At 74.6% G+C, this 16,759-nt stretch carries 20 protein-coding genes; 7 read left to right on the plus strand and 13 right to left on the minus strand.

Features of this window, described 5'->3' with window-relative positions:
* From ACYVKY_RS15560 to ACYVKY_RS15585, 6 genes are all read right to left on the minus strand, one after another.
* Positions 1–1,104 (minus strand): chromosome segregation SMC family protein (locus ACYVKY_RS15560; protein WP_460435900.1); only part of this gene is annotated, 1,104 nt, incomplete at its 3' end.
* A gap of 54 nt (positions 1,105–1,158) precedes the next feature.
* On the minus strand, positions 1,159–2,103 hold the full coding sequence (locus ACYVKY_RS15565; protein ID WP_460435901.1) for a sensor histidine kinase: 945 nt from the start codon (positions 2,101–2,103) through the stop codon (positions 1,159–1,161).
* Complete coding sequence (locus ACYVKY_RS15570; protein ID WP_460435902.1) at positions 2,100–2,825, minus strand: response regulator transcription factor; 726 nt, start codon at positions 2,823–2,825, stop codon at positions 2,100–2,102. Before ACYVKY_RS15570 ends, ACYVKY_RS15565 begins: the two co-directional genes overlap by 4 nt.
* Positions 2,822–3,352, minus strand: coding sequence for a DUF3060 domain-containing protein (locus ACYVKY_RS15575; protein ID WP_460435903.1), 531 nt, complete (start codon positions 3,350–3,352; stop codon positions 2,822–2,824). The genes ACYVKY_RS15570 and ACYVKY_RS15575 overlap by 4 nt, the downstream gene beginning before the upstream one ends.
* A 38-nt stretch (positions 3,353–3,390) precedes the next feature.
* Positions 3,391–3,687, minus strand: a complete 297-nt coding sequence (locus ACYVKY_RS15580) for a DUF4190 domain-containing protein (protein WP_460435904.1) — start codon at positions 3,685–3,687, stop codon at positions 3,391–3,393.
* Between the two features lie 114 nt (positions 3,688–3,801).
* The gene (locus ACYVKY_RS15585) at positions 3,802–3,969 is read right to left on the minus strand and encodes a hypothetical protein (RefSeq protein WP_460435905.1); all 168 of its coding nucleotides are present in this window, start codon (positions 3,967–3,969) and stop codon (positions 3,802–3,804) included.
* Positions 3,970–4,083: 114 nt separating this feature from the next.
* On the opposite strand from ACYVKY_RS15585, the gene ACYVKY_RS15590 reads away from it, so the two are divergent.
* Complete coding sequence (locus ACYVKY_RS15590; protein ID WP_460435906.1) at positions 4,084–5,001, plus strand: LysR family transcriptional regulator; 918 nt, start codon at positions 4,084–4,086, stop codon at positions 4,999–5,001.
* Positions 5,002–5,019: 18 nt separating this feature from the next.
* On the opposite strand, the gene ACYVKY_RS15595 is transcribed toward ACYVKY_RS15590, so the two are convergent.
* Genes ACYVKY_RS15595 through ACYVKY_RS15605 form a run of 3 tightly spaced genes read right to left on the minus strand, consistent with a single transcriptional unit; the run spans position 5,020 to position 7,032 of the window.
* On the minus strand, positions 5,020–5,484 hold the full coding sequence (locus ACYVKY_RS15595) for a hypothetical protein (RefSeq protein ID WP_460435907.1): 465 nt from the start codon (positions 5,482–5,484) through the stop codon (positions 5,020–5,022).
* 10 nt (positions 5,485–5,494) lie between these two features.
* A complete protein-coding gene (locus tag ACYVKY_RS15600) occupies positions 5,495–6,721 on the minus strand; it encodes an MFS transporter (RefSeq protein WP_460435908.1) in 1,227 nt (408 codons plus the stop codon).
* A 20-nt stretch (positions 6,722–6,741) separates the two neighbouring features.
* Positions 6,742–7,032 (minus strand): acylphosphatase, encoded by a 291-nt coding sequence (locus ACYVKY_RS15605; RefSeq protein ID WP_460435979.1) that lies wholly within the window; start codon positions 7,030–7,032, stop codon positions 6,742–6,744.
* Positions 7,033–7,078: 46 nt separating this feature from the next.
* Between ACYVKY_RS15605 and ACYVKY_RS15610 the strand changes: the two genes are divergently transcribed.
* Positions 7,079–7,858 carry an HAD-IIA family hydrolase gene (locus ACYVKY_RS15610; protein ID WP_460435909.1) on the plus strand — a complete coding sequence of 260 codons (780 nt, stop codon included), beginning with the start codon at positions 7,079–7,081 and terminating at the stop codon, positions 7,856–7,858.
* A 3-nt stretch (positions 7,859–7,861) separates the two neighbouring features.
* Here ACYVKY_RS15610 and ACYVKY_RS15615 read toward each other — a convergent pair whose 3' ends face one another.
* The 3 genes from ACYVKY_RS15615 to ACYVKY_RS15625 form a co-directional block, all read right to left on the minus strand.
* Positions 7,862–9,421 (minus strand): vWA domain-containing protein, encoded by a 1,560-nt coding sequence (locus tag ACYVKY_RS15615; RefSeq protein WP_460435910.1) that lies wholly within the window; start codon positions 9,419–9,421, stop codon positions 7,862–7,864.
* A 65-nt stretch (positions 9,422–9,486) separates the two neighbouring features.
* On the minus strand, positions 9,487–10,326 hold the full coding sequence (locus tag ACYVKY_RS15620; RefSeq protein WP_460435911.1) for an IclR family transcriptional regulator: 840 nt from the start codon (positions 10,324–10,326) through the stop codon (positions 9,487–9,489).
* A gap of 46 nt (positions 10,327–10,372) precedes the next feature.
* Positions 10,373–11,836 carry an amidohydrolase family protein gene (locus ACYVKY_RS15625; RefSeq protein WP_460435912.1) on the minus strand — a complete coding sequence of 488 codons (1,464 nt, stop codon included), beginning with the start codon at positions 11,834–11,836 and terminating at the stop codon, positions 10,373–10,375.
* 192 nt (positions 11,837–12,028) lie between these two features.
* Here ACYVKY_RS15625 and ACYVKY_RS15630 point away from each other — a divergent pair, with 192 nt between their 5' ends.
* The 5 genes from ACYVKY_RS15630 to ACYVKY_RS15650 are packed head-to-tail and all read left to right on the plus strand — an operon-like array spanning position 12,029 to position 15,820.
* Complete coding sequence (locus ACYVKY_RS15630; RefSeq protein ID WP_460435913.1) at positions 12,029–13,189, plus strand: CaiB/BaiF CoA transferase family protein; 1,161 nt, start codon at positions 12,029–12,031, stop codon at positions 13,187–13,189.
* Positions 13,186–13,998, plus strand: coding sequence for a citrate synthase family protein (locus ACYVKY_RS15635; RefSeq protein ID WP_460435914.1), 813 nt, complete (start codon positions 13,186–13,188; stop codon positions 13,996–13,998). The genes ACYVKY_RS15630 and ACYVKY_RS15635 overlap by 4 nt, the downstream gene beginning before the upstream one ends.
* 12 nt (positions 13,999–14,010) lie before the next feature.
* Positions 14,011–14,898, plus strand: coding sequence for a class III extradiol ring-cleavage dioxygenase family protein (locus tag ACYVKY_RS15640; RefSeq protein ID WP_460435915.1), 888 nt, complete (start codon positions 14,011–14,013; stop codon positions 14,896–14,898).
* The gene (locus ACYVKY_RS15645) at positions 14,895–15,254 is read left to right on the plus strand and encodes a hypothetical protein (protein WP_460435916.1); all 360 of its coding nucleotides are present in this window, start codon (positions 14,895–14,897) and stop codon (positions 15,252–15,254) included. The genes ACYVKY_RS15640 and ACYVKY_RS15645 overlap by 4 nt, the downstream gene beginning before the upstream one ends.
* Positions 15,251–15,820, plus strand: a complete 570-nt coding sequence (locus ACYVKY_RS15650; RefSeq protein WP_460435917.1) for an NADPH-dependent FMN reductase — start codon at positions 15,251–15,253, stop codon at positions 15,818–15,820. Before ACYVKY_RS15645 ends, ACYVKY_RS15650 begins: the two co-directional genes overlap by 4 nt.
* A 3-nt stretch (positions 15,821–15,823) precedes the next feature.
* Here ACYVKY_RS15650 and mutM read toward each other — a convergent pair whose 3' ends face one another.
* Positions 15,824–16,741 carry an Fpg/Nei family DNA glycosylase gene (mutM, locus tag ACYVKY_RS15655; RefSeq protein ID WP_460435918.1) on the minus strand — a complete coding sequence of 306 codons (918 nt, stop codon included), beginning with the start codon at positions 16,739–16,741 and terminating at the stop codon, positions 15,824–15,826.
* Positions 16,742–16,759 lie beyond the last annotated feature (18 nt).

Consider the following 16,759-nt stretch of genomic DNA (forward strand, 5'->3'; position numbering starts at 1 on the left):
CTCGACGCGGCCGCGCTCGGCGACCCGTCCCTCGACCACCTCGTCGGCGTGCTCGGCCTCGGCCGCCAGCGCGGCCTCCTCCTGCAGCGCCCGCTCGGCCTGGGCACGCAGGTCCTGCGGGTCGCGGCCGGTGTCGGCGGGCTCGCCACCGTCGTCGGTGCCGAGCAGGCGGGTGCGCTCGGACGCGAGCGTGCCGGTGCCGCGCAGCCGCTCGCGCAGGCTCGACAGGGCGTACCAGGTCTGCGCGGCCTCGGTGAGCCGCGGCGCCGCCTCGGCCGCGGCGCGCTCGAGCGCCTGCAGCTGCTCGCGGGCGGCAGCGATCTCCTGCTCGACCTCCGCCCGGCGGGCCCGCAGCGCGGTCTCGTCGGCGACCTCCTGCTCGAGCGTGGAGGTCAGCTGCACCAGCTCGTCGGCCAGCAGCCGGGCCCGGGCGTCGCGCACGTCGGCCTGGATCGTGACCGCCCGCCGAGCGACGTCGGCCTGCTTGCCCAGCGGGCCGAGCTGGCGACGGATCTCGGAGGTGAGGTCGGACAGGCGGGTCAGGTTCGCCTGCATCGCCTCGAGCTTGCGGAGCGCCTTCTCCTTGCGCTTGCGGTGCTTGAGGACGCCCGCGGCCTCCTCGACGAACCCGCGGCGGTCCTCCGGCGTGGCGTGCAGCACCTGGTCGAGCTGGCCCTGCCCGACGATGACGTGCATCTCCCGGCCGATGCCGGAGTCGGACAGCAGCTCCTGGATGTCGAGCAGCCGTGCGGGCGAGCCGTTGATGGCGTACTCGGACCCGCCGGAGCGGAACATCGTCCGCGAGATCGTGACCTCGGTGTACTCGATCGGCAGCGCGCCGTCGGAGTTGTCGATGGTGAGCGACACCTCGGCGCGGCCCAGCGGCGCGCGGCCGGCCGTGCCGGCGAAGATGACGTCCTCCATCTTGCCGCCGCGCAGGCTCTTGGCCCCCTGCTCGCCCATCACCCAGGCGAGCGCGTCGACGACGTTGGACTTGCCCGACCCGTTCGGCCCGACCACGCAGGTGACGCCCGGCTCGAGGCGCAGGGTCGTCGAGGACGCGAAGGACTTGAAGCCCTTCAGCGTGAGGGTCTTGAGGTACAAGCTCGGGCTCCCGCTCGGGCCGGGGACGGACCCGCGCCACCCTAGTGGACCCCGCTACGCCGCCGGCCGGGGCGCCGCGGGCAGGGTGAGCCGCACCACCGTGCCGCTGCCGTGGCGCGAGCGCAGCACCAGCGAGCCGCCGTGCCGGGCCGCGACGACCCGGGCCAGCGCCAGGCCGAGGCCGGAGCCCGGAGTGCCGCGGGCGTCGCGTCCGCGGGCCAGCTCCTCCAGCACGAGGTCGACCTCGTCCGCGGGGATGCCCGGGCCGCCGTCGGCCACCTCCAGCACCACGGTGGCCCCCTCGTCGGAGCCCCGGACCTCGACCGGCGCCCCCGGCGGGCAGAACTTCACGGCGTTCGCGACCAGGTTGTACACGGCCAGGTAGAGCAGGTCGGCGTCGCCGAGCACCTGCGGCAGCGGCCACGGCACCGTCGGCATGGACACCTCGACGCGCGGCGCCGCGTCGACCGTGGCGGCGGACTGCTCGCCGACGTCGGCGACGACGTCGGCGACGACCGCGGCGAGGTCGACCGGCACGACGTCGATCGGCTGGGTCTCGAGCTCGGCCAGCTTGCGCAGGTCGCCGACCAGGCCCGACAACCGTCCCGCCTGGGACAGCACGGTCGCGTGCGCGCCGACGAGCCGCGGGTCGTCGGCCGACGGCTCGAGCGCGGCCGCGGCGGCACGCAGCGCGGTGAGCGGGTTCTTCAGCTCGTGGTCGAGCCGCTGCACGAACCGTCGGTGCGCCAACCGCTCGCGCTGGCGGTCCCGCTCCCGCTCGGCGGCTAGGGCTGCCGCGGTCCGGCGGCGGCCGCGGGCGACGAGCGCGGTGCCGGCCAGGACGGCGGCGGCGAGCACGATCGCGGTGCCCAGCGCGACCCCGGGCGCCGACGCCGACACCTCCAGCCGCAGGCCGCGCCAGGCGAGCGCGAGCGCGGCGCCGACCGCCACCAGGACGCCGGCCGCGGCGCCGGCGACCGCGAGCGGGCGCCTGCTCACCCGCGGGTCACCGTGCCGCAGAACAGGTACCCCTGCTGCGGCACCGTCTCGACGAACCTGGGTGCGGCGGCGTCGTCGCGCAGGACCTTGCGGATCTCGGCGACCCGGTGGTCGACGGCGCGGGTGGTGACCAGCGACTCGAAGCCCCAGAGCGCGGAGAGCAGCCGCTCCCGGGTGTGCAGCTCGCCGGGGTGGGTCATCAGGTAGTCCAGCAGCAGCGACGCCTTGGGGGTCAGCTGCACCGGCTCGCCGCCGAGCAGCACCCGGCGGGTGGTCCGCTCGACCCGCAGGTCGGCGCAGACCAGGACGTCGGCAGCCGGCAGCGGGGGCTGCCCCGGCACGGCCCGGCGGAGCACGGCCCGCACCCGGGCGAGCAGCTCCTGGGGGTCGAACGGCTTGTTCAGGTAGTCGTCCGCACCCTCCTCGAGCGCCGCGGACCGCTCGTAGGACTCGCCGACCTGGGTGAGCAGCACCACCGGGGTCCAGTCGCCGTCCGCGCGGAGCCTGCGCACCAGGGCGCGTCCGTCGAGCCGCGGCATCATCACGTCGCTGACCACGATGTCGGCGGGCTCGGCGGCGTGCGCGGCCAGCGCCGCCTCGCCGTCGACCGCCACCCGCACCTGCAGCCCCGCCCGCTCCAGGAACGGGCCGAGTGCGTCGAGGATCACCTGCTCGTCGTCGACCAGCAGCACCCGGGGGGCGACGGCCGCTGCGGGGCTCACGGCCGCGGTCCCGGTGGCGCCTCGACCGACCCCACCGGCCCGTAGGCGTTGCCGGTGCCGTCGTCGACCACCCGCGGGTCCCCGGACTCCCACGCCACCGTCACGGTGCTGCCCCGCAGCACCACCTCCTGGGCCGACCGCACGACGACCTGCGCGCCGTCACCGCTGACCACGAGCCGGTCCACGTCGTCGGCGACGACGGTGGAGGCGGCGGCGCCGACCTCCAGGAGGGTGCAGCGACCCGTCACGACGGTGCCCACCGCGGTCTCGTCGAGCCGCACCGCGGCGTCGTCGCACCCGGTGCGGCCGGTCGCACCCGGCGTCAGCAGGTCGCGGTCGAGCAGCTCGGCGCCGACCGGCGCCGCGGAGGTGGCCGGTGGGGGCGACGACGACGTCTGGGGTGCGGACGAGGCGCTCGCCGACGGGTCCACGAGCCGCACCGTGCACCCGGTCGCGCCGACCGCGAGCGCGAGCGCCGCGAGGGCCGCGCAGCACCGGCGCGCGGACGGGACGGTGGGCCTCGGCACGGGACGCAGGCTAGAGGAGCCGGCGGGTGCGCCCGGTCTCACCGTGCCCCGCCGAGCACGCCACCGACGACGCCGGCGACGACGAGGACGGCGAGCAGCACGTACAGCGCGCACTGGCCGTAGCCGAGGACGAGACCGACGACGGCGAGGGTCGAGCCGCGCTCACCGCGGCGGCGCAGCTGGGCGAGCGCCAGGTGGCCGAGCACGACCGGGATGATCGCGAACCCCATCAGGCCGGTGACGAGCGCTGCGACGGCCGCGCCGTTGGTCGACGGGACCGGCTGCGCCGCAACAGGGTCGAGCGTGCGAGCCGGGGTCCAGGTGGGGTGCGACATGGTTCCTCCTCGTGGTGGGTCGTGTGGTCCCACCACCCTGGAGCCGCACCCGGCCCGCGAGGTCGCACCCGCGTCGCAGCCCTGTCGCAGTGCTGCGACAGGGCTGCGCGTCGCTCAGACCAGACCGGGCAGCGGGTCGCCCTGGGCGTCCCACACGGCCACGCCCCCGCAGGTGCACCGCACGACGGCGTGCACGCCGCGGTCGTCGTTGACCACGCCGAGGACCTGACCGGCGGACGCCAGCCGGCGGGTCGAGCAGGACTTGCAGCTGACCAGGAACATGACGGCACCTCCAGCCGGTGTCGGCAGTCACTCGCTGCCGCTCGAGGTCCAGCCTAGGAACGGCGCGCTCATCGTGGTAGGCGATGATTCCTGGACGTGCCATAGGCTTGGCCTATGCTGTCGCTGCACCAGCTCCGCTGCTTCCTCGCCGCGTACGAGCACGGGTCGTTCACCACCGCCGCAACGGTTCTGGGGCTCACCCAGCCCTCGCTGTCGGAGCAGATCCGGCTGCTCGAGCGCACGCTGCGCACGACGCTGTTCGACCGTGTCGGCCGGGGCGTCGTACCGACCGAGGCCGCCCGCGCCCTGCGCCCGCACGCGGAGACCACGCTCGCCGCCGCCGACACCGCCCGCGACGCCGTGGCGGCGGTCTCCTCCCTCGAGACCGGGACGGTGCGGTTCGGCATGTTCGGCGCCGCGCGGCTCTACCCCGGCGCCGCGCTGGTGGCCGACGTGCTCGAGCGGCACCCCGGCCTGCGGGTCGAGCTGGTGGGCACCAACTCGACCGTCGTCATCGACGAGCTGCGGCAGGGCCGGCTGCAGGCGGCCGTCGTGGCCATCCCGGTCGTCGACGAGAGCCTGGCGGTGCGGCCGATCGCCCGCGACGAGCTCGTCTACGTGTCGGCCGACCCCGCGCGGACGAGCCAGCCGGTGACGCCGAAGCGCGTCTCCGAGGCACCGCTCGCCCTGTCGGACGCCAGCTTTCGCGAGGTCGACTCCGTGCGCCGCAACCTCGCGGGCTGGCTGCAGCGCGACGGCCGCACCGCGTCGTCGCGCGTCGAGGTCGAGGACGTCGAGACGGCGCTGGCGGTCGTGCAGCGCGGGCTGGCCGACACGGTGCTGCCCCTCGGCGGCCTGCAGGCGCTGCGCTCCACCGTCGCCCGCGGGCTGCACCACGTCAGCCTGCGCCCGCGGCTCTACGAGACCATCGCGATCGTTCACCGTCCGGACGCCGTGCTCTCCCCCGCCACCCGGCTGGTCATCGAGCTGGCGACGGCCCGCATCCGGGAGGTCGCCGAACCGGTGCACTGACCTCGCGGCGGCTGCGGCTCAGGGCATCTCCATCGTCTCGGCGCGCGCCACCTCGGCCAGCGCGGCGTCGAGCAGCGGCCCCGGGTCGCGCCCGCGCAGCAGGTGCGCCACGAGCACCGCGGCGGCCAGGGCGACCTCGCGCGCGGCGGGTGCAGCAGGCACCGGCTCGTCGGGGTGCACGCCGAAGGCGCCGGTCAGCACCACCACGAGGGCGGTCGCGTCCAGCTCCGGGTACCAGGCCGAGGCGCGCACGACGTCCTGGAGCAGGTCGGACAGGTCGTCGGCGTCGACGCCGTCGGGGTGCGTGCGCTCGACCAGCCCGCGCACGATGTGCCCGAGCACGAGCCGCACGTGCTCGGGCTCGACCCGGTCCAGCCGGGCGGCACCCTCGGCGAGGCCAGCGGGGTCGTCGCGCCCGGCGGCCCGCACCAGGTCGCGCAGCACGGCACGCAGGTCGCGGGCGGCGGCGGGCTGGGTGGTCACGCCCGCGAGGCTAGGCGGCGTCGCCGACGGCGGGCATCTCGGCCCGGCGGAACGGCGAGAGCGTCAGCAGCAGCGACGCGGCCGCGACCACGACGACGCCGAGCGCGATGACCGGCCGGTTGCCCCAGGCCGTGGCCGCGAGCCCCGCGAGCGGCGCCGAGACCGCCACCGACCCCCAGTTCACCGACCGGATCGTCGCGTTCATCCGCCCCCGCAGTGCGGGCGGCGTGACGGCGTTGCGGAAGCTCAGAGTCAACGGGTTCGTGATACCGCCGCCGAGCCCCCAGAGCAGCTGACCCGCCACGAGCAGCACGACGCCCCCGGCGCCCGGACCCGCGAGCAGCGCGCAGGTGAAGGCCGCGGCGGTCAGCCAGTCGGCGGCGACGCAGACCCGACCCAGACCCCACCGGCGGGCGAGCCGCGGCGCGAGCCCGGCGCCGACGACGGCGGACACCCCGGAGCAGGCGAGCACCAGGCCGACGGTCACGGCACCCAGACCGAGGTCGGTGACGGCGAAGAACACCAGCACGGTCATCACGGTCGAGTTGCCCAGGAACCACAGGTGCAGCGAGAGCGCGTAGGGACCGAGGGTGCGGTGACGGTAGACCCACCGGGCGCCCTCGGCCAGCTCTCGCCGCAGGTTCCGGCCCGTCCGGTCCGGCGGCGCGGGCTCGTCGGCGCGGATCGTCAGCAGCAGCGCCGCCGACACCGCGAACGACACGGCGTTCGCGAGCACCGCCACCGGCGCCGACAGCGTGCGCACCAGCACCCCGGCGAGCAGCGGGCCGACCGACTCCCCCACCGCCGACACCTGGTCGACCCGCGCGTTGGCCTGCGGCAGCAGTCGTTCCGGCACCAGGTCCGGGAGGAACGCCTGGTGCGCGGCGGTCGAGACCGTCGTGGCCGCTCCCGCGCCGAGCACCAGCAGCACGAGCACCGGGACGGTGAGCGCCTGCGCCAGCGCCAGACCGGCGATCGTCCCGAACAGCAGGGCGGACGCGAGGTCCGAGGCCACCATCGCCCGCCGCCGCCGCACCCGGTCGAGCAGCACCCCGGCGAGCATCCCGAGCAGCAGGGCCGGCAGCCACTGCGCCGCGCGCACCACCCCCAGCGCGGTCTGGTCGGCGTCGAGCGGACCGATCAGCAGCAGCTGCAGCGCGAGCCCGGACGAGAAGGTGCCGAGCACGGACACCCCGTCGGCGAGCAGCAGCCGGACGAACCCCGGGTGCCGCAGCACCCCGTCCGCGGTGCCGGCGATCAGCGCTCCTCGAAGCCGTCCGGCACCCGCACGGGCGGCAGCCGGTGCGCCGTGACGCCGTCGACCCGCCCCGGGCGGCCCGCGGCGCCCGGCTCCCCGAGCAGCGCCAGCAGCCGCTCGCACGCCGCGGGGTCGCCCTGCGCCAGCACCTCGACCCGCCCGTCCGGCAGGTTCTTCGCCCAGCCGCGCAGGCCGAGCTCGAGCGCGCGGCACCGCGTCCACCAGCGGAAGCCGACACCCTGGACGTGGCCGCGGACGAAGGCGGTCACGCGGACCACGTCGGCGGGCACCTCGGCGTCGGTCACGGACCCACCCTCTCGCACCTACCCTCGGGCCATGACCGAGCGTCCCGAGATCGAGTGCTGGCTCACCGACATGGACGGCGTGCTGGTGCACGAGGACACCGCCCTGCCGGGGGCGGCCGAGTTCATCCAGCGCCTGGTCGACCGCGAGCGCCGGTTCCTGGTGCTCACCAACAACTCGATCTACACCCCGCGCGACCTCGCCGCGCGGCTGCGGGCCGGCGGCCTGGTGGTCCCCGAGGAGGCGATCTGGACCTCCGCCCTCGCCACGGCGCAGTTCCTCGACAGCCAGGTCCCGTCCGGCTCGGCGTACGTCATCGGCGAGGCCGGGCTGACCACCGCGCTGCACGAGGTGGGGTACGTGCTCACCGACACCGACCCCGACTACGTGGTGCTCGGCGAGACCCGCACCTACTCGTTCGAGGCCATCACCCGGGCGATCCGCCTGCTGGAGGGTGGCGCGCGGTTCATCTCGACCAACCCCGACCCGACCGGCCCGTCCGCGGAGGGACCGCTGCCAGCGACCGGCGCCGTGGCCGCGCTCATCACCCGGGCGACCGGGAGGGAGCCGTACGTCGTCGGCAAGCCGAACCCGATGATGTTCCGGTCCGCGATGGACCGCATCGACGCCCACTCGGCCACCACCGCGATGGTCGGCGACCGGATGGACACCGACGTCGTCGCCGGCATCGAGGCCGGCCTCGAGACCACCCTGGTGCTCACCGGTTCGACCCGGCGCGACCAGGTCGACGGCTTCCCGTTCCGACCCACGCGGGTCGTCGAGTCCGTCGCCGACCTGGTCGACCTGGTCTGACCCTCACTCGTACGGCGTGGCCCCCCGCGCCTGCCGCAGCAGGTCGACCAGCTCCCGGGCGCCCTCGACCTCGCGCTCGGCGAGCTGCTCGGCCCGCGCCAGCACCGGCTCGAGACCGGCGGCGACGTCGACCGGCTGCTGCTGCTCCTGGCCGTCGACGGCGTCCGCTGCCGGCTGGGCCCGCAGCACCTCCGCGGCCGCGGCGACCGTGGCGGCCAGCTCGACCCGCTCGTCCCCGCCACGGGTCGACAGCGGCCAGGACCGCTGCTGCACCGCGCCGCCCTCGGCGACCGACTCCCACCGCAGGTCGACGGTGCCGATCTGCTCGGCGCTCGCGCCCTGCGCGCGCCGCACCTCGTACAGCGCGGTGACGGTGTGGCCGGCGCCGACCTCGCCGGCGTCCACGGTGTCGTCGAGGAAGTCCTCGTCGGCGATCGCCCGGTTCTCGTAGCCCAGCAGGCGGTACTCGGCCACCTGCGCCGGGTCGAACGAGACCTGCAGCTTGGCCTGGCGGGCGATCACGGTGAGCGTGCTCGTCAGCTCGTCGCCGAACAGCCGCTGCGCCTCGTCGGCGGTGTCGACGTGGCTGTAGAAGCCGTCGCCCTGGTTCGCGAGCTGCTCCATCATGTGGTCGTCGTAGTTCCCCGTGCCGAAACCCACTGACACCAGGTTGATCCCGCGCTGGCCCTCCTGCCGGATCGTCTCGACGATCGAGCCGGGGCCGGTGTCGCCGACGTTCGCGACGCCGTCCGAGGCGAGCACGACGGCGTTGACGCCGTCCTGCCGGAACATCTCGCGGGCCTGGGCGTAGCCGAGGCGGATCCCGCCCTCGAGGTTGGTGCTGCCGTCGATCTGCAGCCCCCGCACGGCCCCGAGGAGGGCGGCGCGGTCGGAGACCGGCGTCGGCGGGAGCAGGACCGCTGCCTCGCTGCCGTAGGTCACGACCGCGACGGTGTCGTCCTGGCGGAGGTTCTCGGCGAGCACCTCGAGCGAGCGGCGCACCAGCCCGATCCGGTCCTCGCCGTCCATCGAGCCGGACACGTCGACCACGAGCGTCACGGCCGCGGGGGGACGCTGCTCGTCCGGCACCTCGCGGGCCGCGAGGCCGACGCGCACCAGCTCGGTGCCCTGGGTGCCGGTCAGGGTGGCGGGGGTGCCCCCGGTGACGACCGCGAAGTCCTCGCCGGTCGGCGCGCGGTACCCGTAGTCGAAGGCGTTCACCCACTCCTCGGTGCGGACGGCGGCCGCCGGCGGGAGGTAGCCCTGCGCCACGAGCTCGCGCGAGACGGTGTACGAACCGGTGTCGACGTCGAGCGCGAAGGTCGAGCGCGCGTCCTCCACCGTCGTGACGAACGGGTTGCGGCCGACGTCGACGAAGGTGTTGTCCTCGGTCGGGGCGGGCGGGACCGGACCGGGCTCGGGCGGCAGCGCGGCGTCCGGCGCGACGGCGCCGGTCTCCGAGGTGGCGTAGTCGCCCCCCGAGTCGCTGCAGCCGCTCACCAGCGCGGCGAGCGCGACCGGGACGGCGAGGGCGGTCATCCAGCGGGTGCGTGTCGTGGTCATGCGGGCTGCGACGCACGAGGTGCGGCAACCGGTTCCACGCGGTCCCGGTCGTGACCGGTTCGAGATCAGGCGGTGATCGGGCCGTGGTCGGCACCGCCCGCGGCGGGCCGGTCGACCTCGACCTGCGGACGCCGCTGCCACAGCGCCCACTCCGCGCTGATCTCGCCGGCGGTGCGCAGCAGCAGCGGCAGGTGGTCGTGCAGCAGCCGCTCCGTGGTCGTCTCGGCCGCGTGCACGGTCACGTTCGCCGCGGCCCGCACCTGCCCCTCGGCGTCGCGCACGGGCACCGCCACCGACCGGACGCCCGGCGCGAGCTCCTCGTCGGCGAGCGCCCAGCCGCGGGCCCGCACCTGCACGAGCTCGGCCTCCAGGTCGTCCCGCAGCCGCGTGGTGACCGGCAGCCCGGACCGGCTCGGCTCTGCCAGCACCGCCGCGAGCCGCCCCGGCGGCAGCGCCGCCAGCAGCACCTTGCCCTGCGAGGTCTGCGGGGCAGGGAACCTGGTCCCGATGTCGACGCGCAGCGCGATCAGCTTCGGGACGGCCACCCGCGCGACGTAGACGATGTCGGAGCCGTCGAGCTGGGCCATCGACGACGACTCACCGGTGCGCGCGACCAGGTCCTCCAGGTGCGGACGGGCGATGTCCCACAGCCCCAGGCCGCTCACGTACGCCGTGCCGAGCGAGAGCACCTTCGGGGTGAGCCGGAACACGCCGTCGGACGACCGCACGAACCCGAGCTCCTCGAGGGTGAGCAGCAGCCGGCGCGCGGTCGGGCGGGCGAGGCCGGCGGCCGCCGCCACCTCCGACAGGGTCATCGCCGGTCGCCCGCCGTCGAAGCAGGCGAGCACGTCGAGCCCGCGCGCGAGCGCCTCGACGAAGTCGGGACCCGTCCCGCGTCCGGCCACGTGCCACCCCCTCCGCTCGTCGTGCCTGCACCCACCTGCCGGTGCGTCAGCCGAACATGCTCCCACGGGCCTCGTGCGTGGCCGACGTCTTGTACTCCGTGTACTGGTACGGGTTGTCGAGCACCTCGTCGGTCGGCAGGTCGGGGTTCATGCCCTGCTGCCACACGTCCTCGCCCATGTCGGCACGCAGGTGCTCGACCGTCGCCTCGACCGCCGAGCGCACGGCGCCGAGGTCGGCCCCCACCAGGCGGCCCTCGTGCTTGACCACGCGCCCACCCACGAGCACGGTGTGCACGTCGCCGCGCTGGGCCTGGAACGCCACGTGGCCGTACGGGTTGAGCACGGGGAACGACACCGGCGACGCGTCGTTCTTCAGCAGCACGACGTCGGCCGCCTTGTCCGGCTCGAGGCTGCCGATGTCGCTGCGCCGCAACGCCTCTGCGCCGCCGCGGGTCGCCCAGGCGACCACCTGCTCGGCCCGCAGGTGCACGTGCGTCACGGTGTCGCCGGCCACGTGGGCCTCGAGGTGCTCGCGCGAGCGGTCGGCGCCGAGGGTGGTGCGCATCGCGGAGAACAGGTCACCGCTCCACCACACGCTGGTGTCCATCGACAGCGACACGGGGATGCCGTGCCGGCGCAGCTGCCAGGTGGGCGGGTACCCCTGCCCCGCGCTCTGCTCCGACTCGGTCGAGACCGACACCGAGCCGCCGGAGGCCGCGATCCGGTGGTAGGAGTCCGTCGACAGCGTCGCCGCGTGCACGTACACGGTCTCGGGCGTGGCGAAACCGTTCTCGTGCATGAGCCGGATGCCGTCGTCGTTGGTCGCGCCCCACACGCCCGCGTGCGTGCTGACCGGGAGACCCAGCTCGCGCGCCACCTCGAAGGCCGCTCGCTCGGGGAACGCCGGGTCGCCGGTGACGTCGAACGCGAGCTGGACGCCGAGTCGGCCCTCGTCGCGACGGCGCTGCAGGAAGCCCTGCACGGCCTTGTCCGCCGTCCACTCCCACGGACCGGCCTGGATGTTGCCGTACGCCAGCACGAACCGTCCCGGGACGCCGACGAGGGCGTCGGCCGCGGCCTCGGCGTGGTCGACGGACTGCAGGCCGTGCGACCAGTCGACGGTGGTGGTCACGCCGGCGTCCAGCGCCTCCCAGGCGGCCAGCGCGTTGCCGGCCGCGACGTCCTCGGGACGGAACCGCCGGCCGTGCTCGAGGTAGTACCAGACGAAGTACTGGGTCAGGGTCCAGTCGGCGCCGTACCCGCGCATCGCGGTCTGCCACATGTGCCGGTGGGTGTCGACCATGCCGGGCATGACGACGCCGCCGGACGCGTCGACCTCCGTCGTGCCGTCCGGCACCTCCAGGTCGACGCCCACGGCGGCGACCTTCCCGTCGACGACGAGGACGTCGCCAACCGGCAGCACGGTGCGGGCGTCGTCCAGGGTCAGCACGGTGCCGCCGCGCAGCACGAGGGGGCGGCCGTCCTGCGGGACGGGGGTGGTCGTCGACATCGTCGTCTCCTCCAGCCGGGCCGGGATCGCTGCGGACGACCGTCCGTCTGACGGCGGATCACCGGGCTGGCGCCACTGTCACCGCGCCGCGACGATGCTGTCAAGACCTTGACATCGTCGGCCTCGACCTCGTTGACTGCCAGACGACCGCAGAACGGACGCTTGTCCGTTCACGACGAGGAGGAGACGCCGATGCCGAGCTCGGGACCCCTGTCCGGGCTGCTGGTCGCCGACTTCTCCCGCGTGCTGGCCGGGCCCTACGCCACCATGCTGCTCGCCGACCTCGGCGCCGAGGTGGTGAAGGTCGAGAGCCCCGGCGGCGACGACACCCGCTCGTGGCGCCCACCCGTCCGCGACGACGTGTCGACGTACTACCTCGGGGTCAACCGCAACAAGCGCTCGGTCGCGCTCGACCTCAAGGACGACGGCGACCTCGCCGCGGCGCAGGAGCTCGCCCGACGGGCCGACGTGCTCGTCGAGAACTTCAAGCCGGGCGGCCTGGCACGGTTCGGCCTCGACTTCCCCACCGTCTCGGCGACCAACCCGAAGGTCGTCTACGCGTCGATCAGCGGGTTCGGCAGCGGCCCGGGTGGCGCGTCGCTGCCGGGGTACGACCTGATCGTGCAGGCCATCTCCGGCCTGATGAGCCTGACCGGCGACCCGGACGGCGAGCCGTTCCGCGCAGGCATCTCGGTGTTCGACGTGATGGCCGGGCTGCACGCGACGATCGGCGTGCTGTCGGCGCTGCACGACCGCGAGCGCACCGGCGAGGGCCAGCACGTCGAGGTGAACCTGCTGTCGTCCGCGCTGTCGGGGCTGGTGAACCACTCCAGCGCGGTGGTCGCCGGTGGCGTCGTGCCGTTCCGGATGGGCAACAGCCACCCCAGCGTCTTCCCCTACGAGCCGCTGCCGTGCTCGGACGGCGACCTGATCGTCACCGCCGGCAACGACACCCAGTTCGCCCGGCTGGCCGAGGTGCTCGGTGTGCCGGAGCTCGCGACCGACGAGCGGTTCGCGCGCAACGCCGACCGCACCGCGAACCGCGAGGAGCTGCGGCCCCTGCTGGTCGAGCGGCTCGCCACCCGCACCAAGGACGAGTGGTTCGACGCGCTGATCGGCGCGGGCGTGCCGTGCGGCCCGATCAACACCGTCGACCAGGGCGTCGCGTTCGCCGAGAAGGTGGGGCTCGAGCCGGTCGTCGAGGTCGGCGAGGGCGCGGCCGCCGTGCCCTCGGTCCGCAACCCGATCCGGTTCTCCCGCACGCCCGCCGGGTACCGGCTGCCCCCACCGGGCCTCGACGAGCACGGCGACGAGATCCGCCGCTGGCTGACGACCCCGCAGGAGGACGCGTGAGCGACGACGGGCTGCGCTTCCCCACTTCGCTCGGAACCTCCACCGCCGACGAGATCCGTCTGCTGGGGCGCGATCTCACGGCCGACCTGATGGGCCAGGTCGGGTTCGGGGAGCTGGCGTTCTGGCTCGTCGCGATGCGCAGGCCCACACCGTCCGAGACCCGGGTGTTCGAGGCGGTGCTCGTCGCGCTGGCCGACCACGGCTTCACCCCCACCGCCATCGCGGCGCGCCTCACCTACCTGTCCGCCCCCGACTCGCTGCAGGGCGCGCTGGCCGCCGGCCTGCTCGGCGGCGGCTCGCGCTTCCTCGGGGTCACCGAGGACTGCGGCGCGTGGCTGCACGCGGCGCTCGACGACCTCGGGGACGACCACCCGACCACCGACGAGGGCTGGGACGCCGTCGCGCTCGAGGCCGTGCGCCAGACCAAGGAGTCCGGCCGCTACGTCCCCGGGCTCGGTCACCCGGTGCACAAGCAGGGCGACCCCCGCACGCCGGTGCTCGTCGCCATCGCGGACGAGGAGGGCCTGCGCGGACCCCACCTGCGGCTGTTCGAGGCGGTCGGACGCGTGCACGAGCAGGTGCTCGGCCGGCGGCTGCCGCTGAACGGCGCAGGCGTCTGCGGTGCCGCGCTGGCCGACCTCGGGCTGCCGGTCGAGCTGCTGCGCGGGTTCGCGCTGCTCGCCCGCGCCGCGGGGCTCCTCGGCCAGATCGCCGAGGAGCGCAGGCGGCCCATCGGCATGGACGCCTACCTCGCCGTCGACCGCAACGCCGTCTACGTCGACCCCGACCCGTCCGACCCGCAGGACTGACAGGAGCGCAGCATGGCCACCCTCGCGGCGGTGATCGCCTCGACGCACCACCCGTTCTACTACCGCGCCAGCACGGCGACCGGCGACGACCGGCCCCCGTTCGCCGACGAGTGGGTCGCGAAGATCGAGCGGTTCCGCGAGACCCTCACGGCCGCACGGCCGGACGTGCTCGTCATGGTGGGCAGCGACCACTTCCACCAGCTGTGGCTCGACAACATGCCGCAGTTCCTCGTCGGCAAGGCGCCCTTCTACGACGCCAACTGGTACAACGAGGAACGCGAGTTCGGGCTGCCCCGCATGACGCTGCAGGGCGAGGAGGACCTGTCGGCCCACCTGCTGCGCCAGGGCCTTGACGCCGGGTTCGACCTGGCGTTCAGCAACGAGCTGCGCATCGACCACAGCGTCACCTGCCCGATCATCACGCTGCGCCCTGAGGCCGACCTGCCGATCGTCCCGGTCTACACCAACATCTTCGCTCCCCCGCTGCCGCAGCCGAAGCGGTTCGTGCAGCTGGGCAGGGCGATCCGCGAGATGGTCGAGTCGTGGCCGTCCGACCAGCGGGTCGCGGTGATCGGCACCGGCCACCTGTCGCTCGAGCTCGGCGGGCCGCGCCAGTTCGGCGAGCACGGACCCGACCCCGAGTTCGACCGCAAGGCGGTCGACTGGATCGCGAGCGGCGACATCGAGGGCGCGCTCGCCGAGGTGACGCTCGACAGCCTGCACCTGCCGGGCAACGCCACCCACGGCTTCATGGACTTCATGCTCATGCAGGGCGTGGCCGGTGACGGCCAGAAGGCGCACCACGTCGACACCCTCGACCTGTTCCACACCATGGAGGCGTACTTCACCTGGTACCCCGACGGCCAGGTGCCCGACGGCCTGTCGGGAGGTGCGGCGTGAGCAAGTACCTGCTCGACAAGTTCCTGTTCACCGTCGACCGCGACCCCGAGCTGGTCGAGCGCTACCGCGACGACCCCGCCGGCCTCGTGGCCTGGTGGGAGGACGAGATGGCGAACCGGCTGCTGGGCTGCACCACGGGCGAGCAGAGCACCTGGCTGCGCCTCTCCGACGAGGAGCGCGACGTCCTCGTGCGCCAAGACCACGTGCGGCTGTTCGAGCTCGGCGCCCACCCGTTCCTCACCCTCACGCTGTTCATCGCCGTGTTCGAGCGCGACCACGGGCCGCTGGAGTACCAGCTCGCCTACGCTCGGGCGATGGAGCACATCACGCTGCCGTACCCGGACATCGCCACGTGAGCCGGCCGAGGCTGCTGCTGCTCACCTGCAGCACCCGTCCGAGCCGCAAGGGACCGGCCGTGGCGTCCTGGGTGGAACGAGAGGCGTTGCGGCACGGCGGTTTCGAGGTCGACCCGGTCGACCTCGCCGAGATCGCGCTCCCGCTGCTCGACGAGCCGCACCACCCGAAGCTCGGCCGCTACGAGCACGAGCACACGAAGGCGTGGAGCGCGGTCGTCGATCGCGCCGACGCGGTGGTGCTGGTGTTCCCCGAGTACAACCACTCGTTCCCGGCGACGGTGAAGAACGCGCTCGACCACCTGCACCGCGAGTGGGCCGACAAGGCGGTGGGTCTCGTGTCGTACGGCGGCGCGTCGTCCGGGCTGCGGGCCGCGGCCGCACTCAAGCCGGTGCTCACGTGCCTGCGGATGGTGCCCGCCGTCGAGGCCGTCTCGGCCCCGTTCTTCGAGCAGTTCCTCGACGACGACGGCACCTTCGTCCCGAACGACGTGCTCGCCGGCAGCGTCGTGGCGATGCTCGACGAGGTCGCCCGGCTCACCGCGCTCCTGCGGCCGTCCGCGGGCTGAGCCCTACCAGCGGGCCCGGCGGGGTCGCGGCTGGCACCGGGGGCAGGTGAACGAGGAGCGGTTCATGAACGCGTCGCGGCGCACGAGGGTGCCGCAGCGCGGGCACGGCCGGCCCTCCTGCCCGTAGACCGCGAGCGAGCGGTCGAAGTACCCGGACTCCCCGTTCACGTCGACGTAGAGCGCGTCGAAGCTGGTGCCGCCCTGCGACAGCGCCTCGGTCATCACCTCGCGCACGTGCCCGAGCAGCGCCAGCACGGCGGGACGCGTGAGGGTCTCGGTCGGGCGGGCGTAGTGCAGCCGGGTGCGCCACAGCGCCTCGTCGGCGTAGATGTTGCCGACGCCCGACAGCAGCGTCTGGTCGAGCAGCGCCCGCTTCACCCCGGTCTTCCTCCCCCGCACCCGCCGCACCAGCGCGTCCTCGTCCAGCGCGGGGTCGAGCGGGTCGCGCGCGATGTGCGCGACCGGCACAGGGATCCAGGTCGACGAGGGGTGCGTGGCCCCGAGCGGCCCGGCCAGCCCGGCCGGCCCGCCGTCGCGGGTGGGTTCGGCCTCGACCACGGTCATGCCGCCGAACATGCGCTGGTCGACGAAGCGCAGCTCGCGCGAGCCCTCGGTGAACGCGATGCGCACCCGCAGGTGCCGCTCCGCCGGGGCGTCGGGGTCCTGCACGAGCACCTGCCCGCTCATGCCGAGGTGGGTGAGCAGCGCCTGCCGGTCGTCCAGCTCGAGCCAGAGGAACTTGCCCCGCCGCACCGCGGCGGTGGTGGTGCGGCCGCGGAGCCGGGCGACCAGCTCGTCGGCGCCGCCGGCCTGCCGGCGTACCGGGCGCGGGTGCAGCACCTCGACGTCGGCGACGGTGCGCCCGACGGCGTGGGCGGCCAGGCCGCGGCGGACGACCTCGACCTCGGGCAGCTCGGGCACGGACGGTTCTCTCGGTGG

Source organism: Angustibacter speluncae (genome assembly GCF_054777815.1).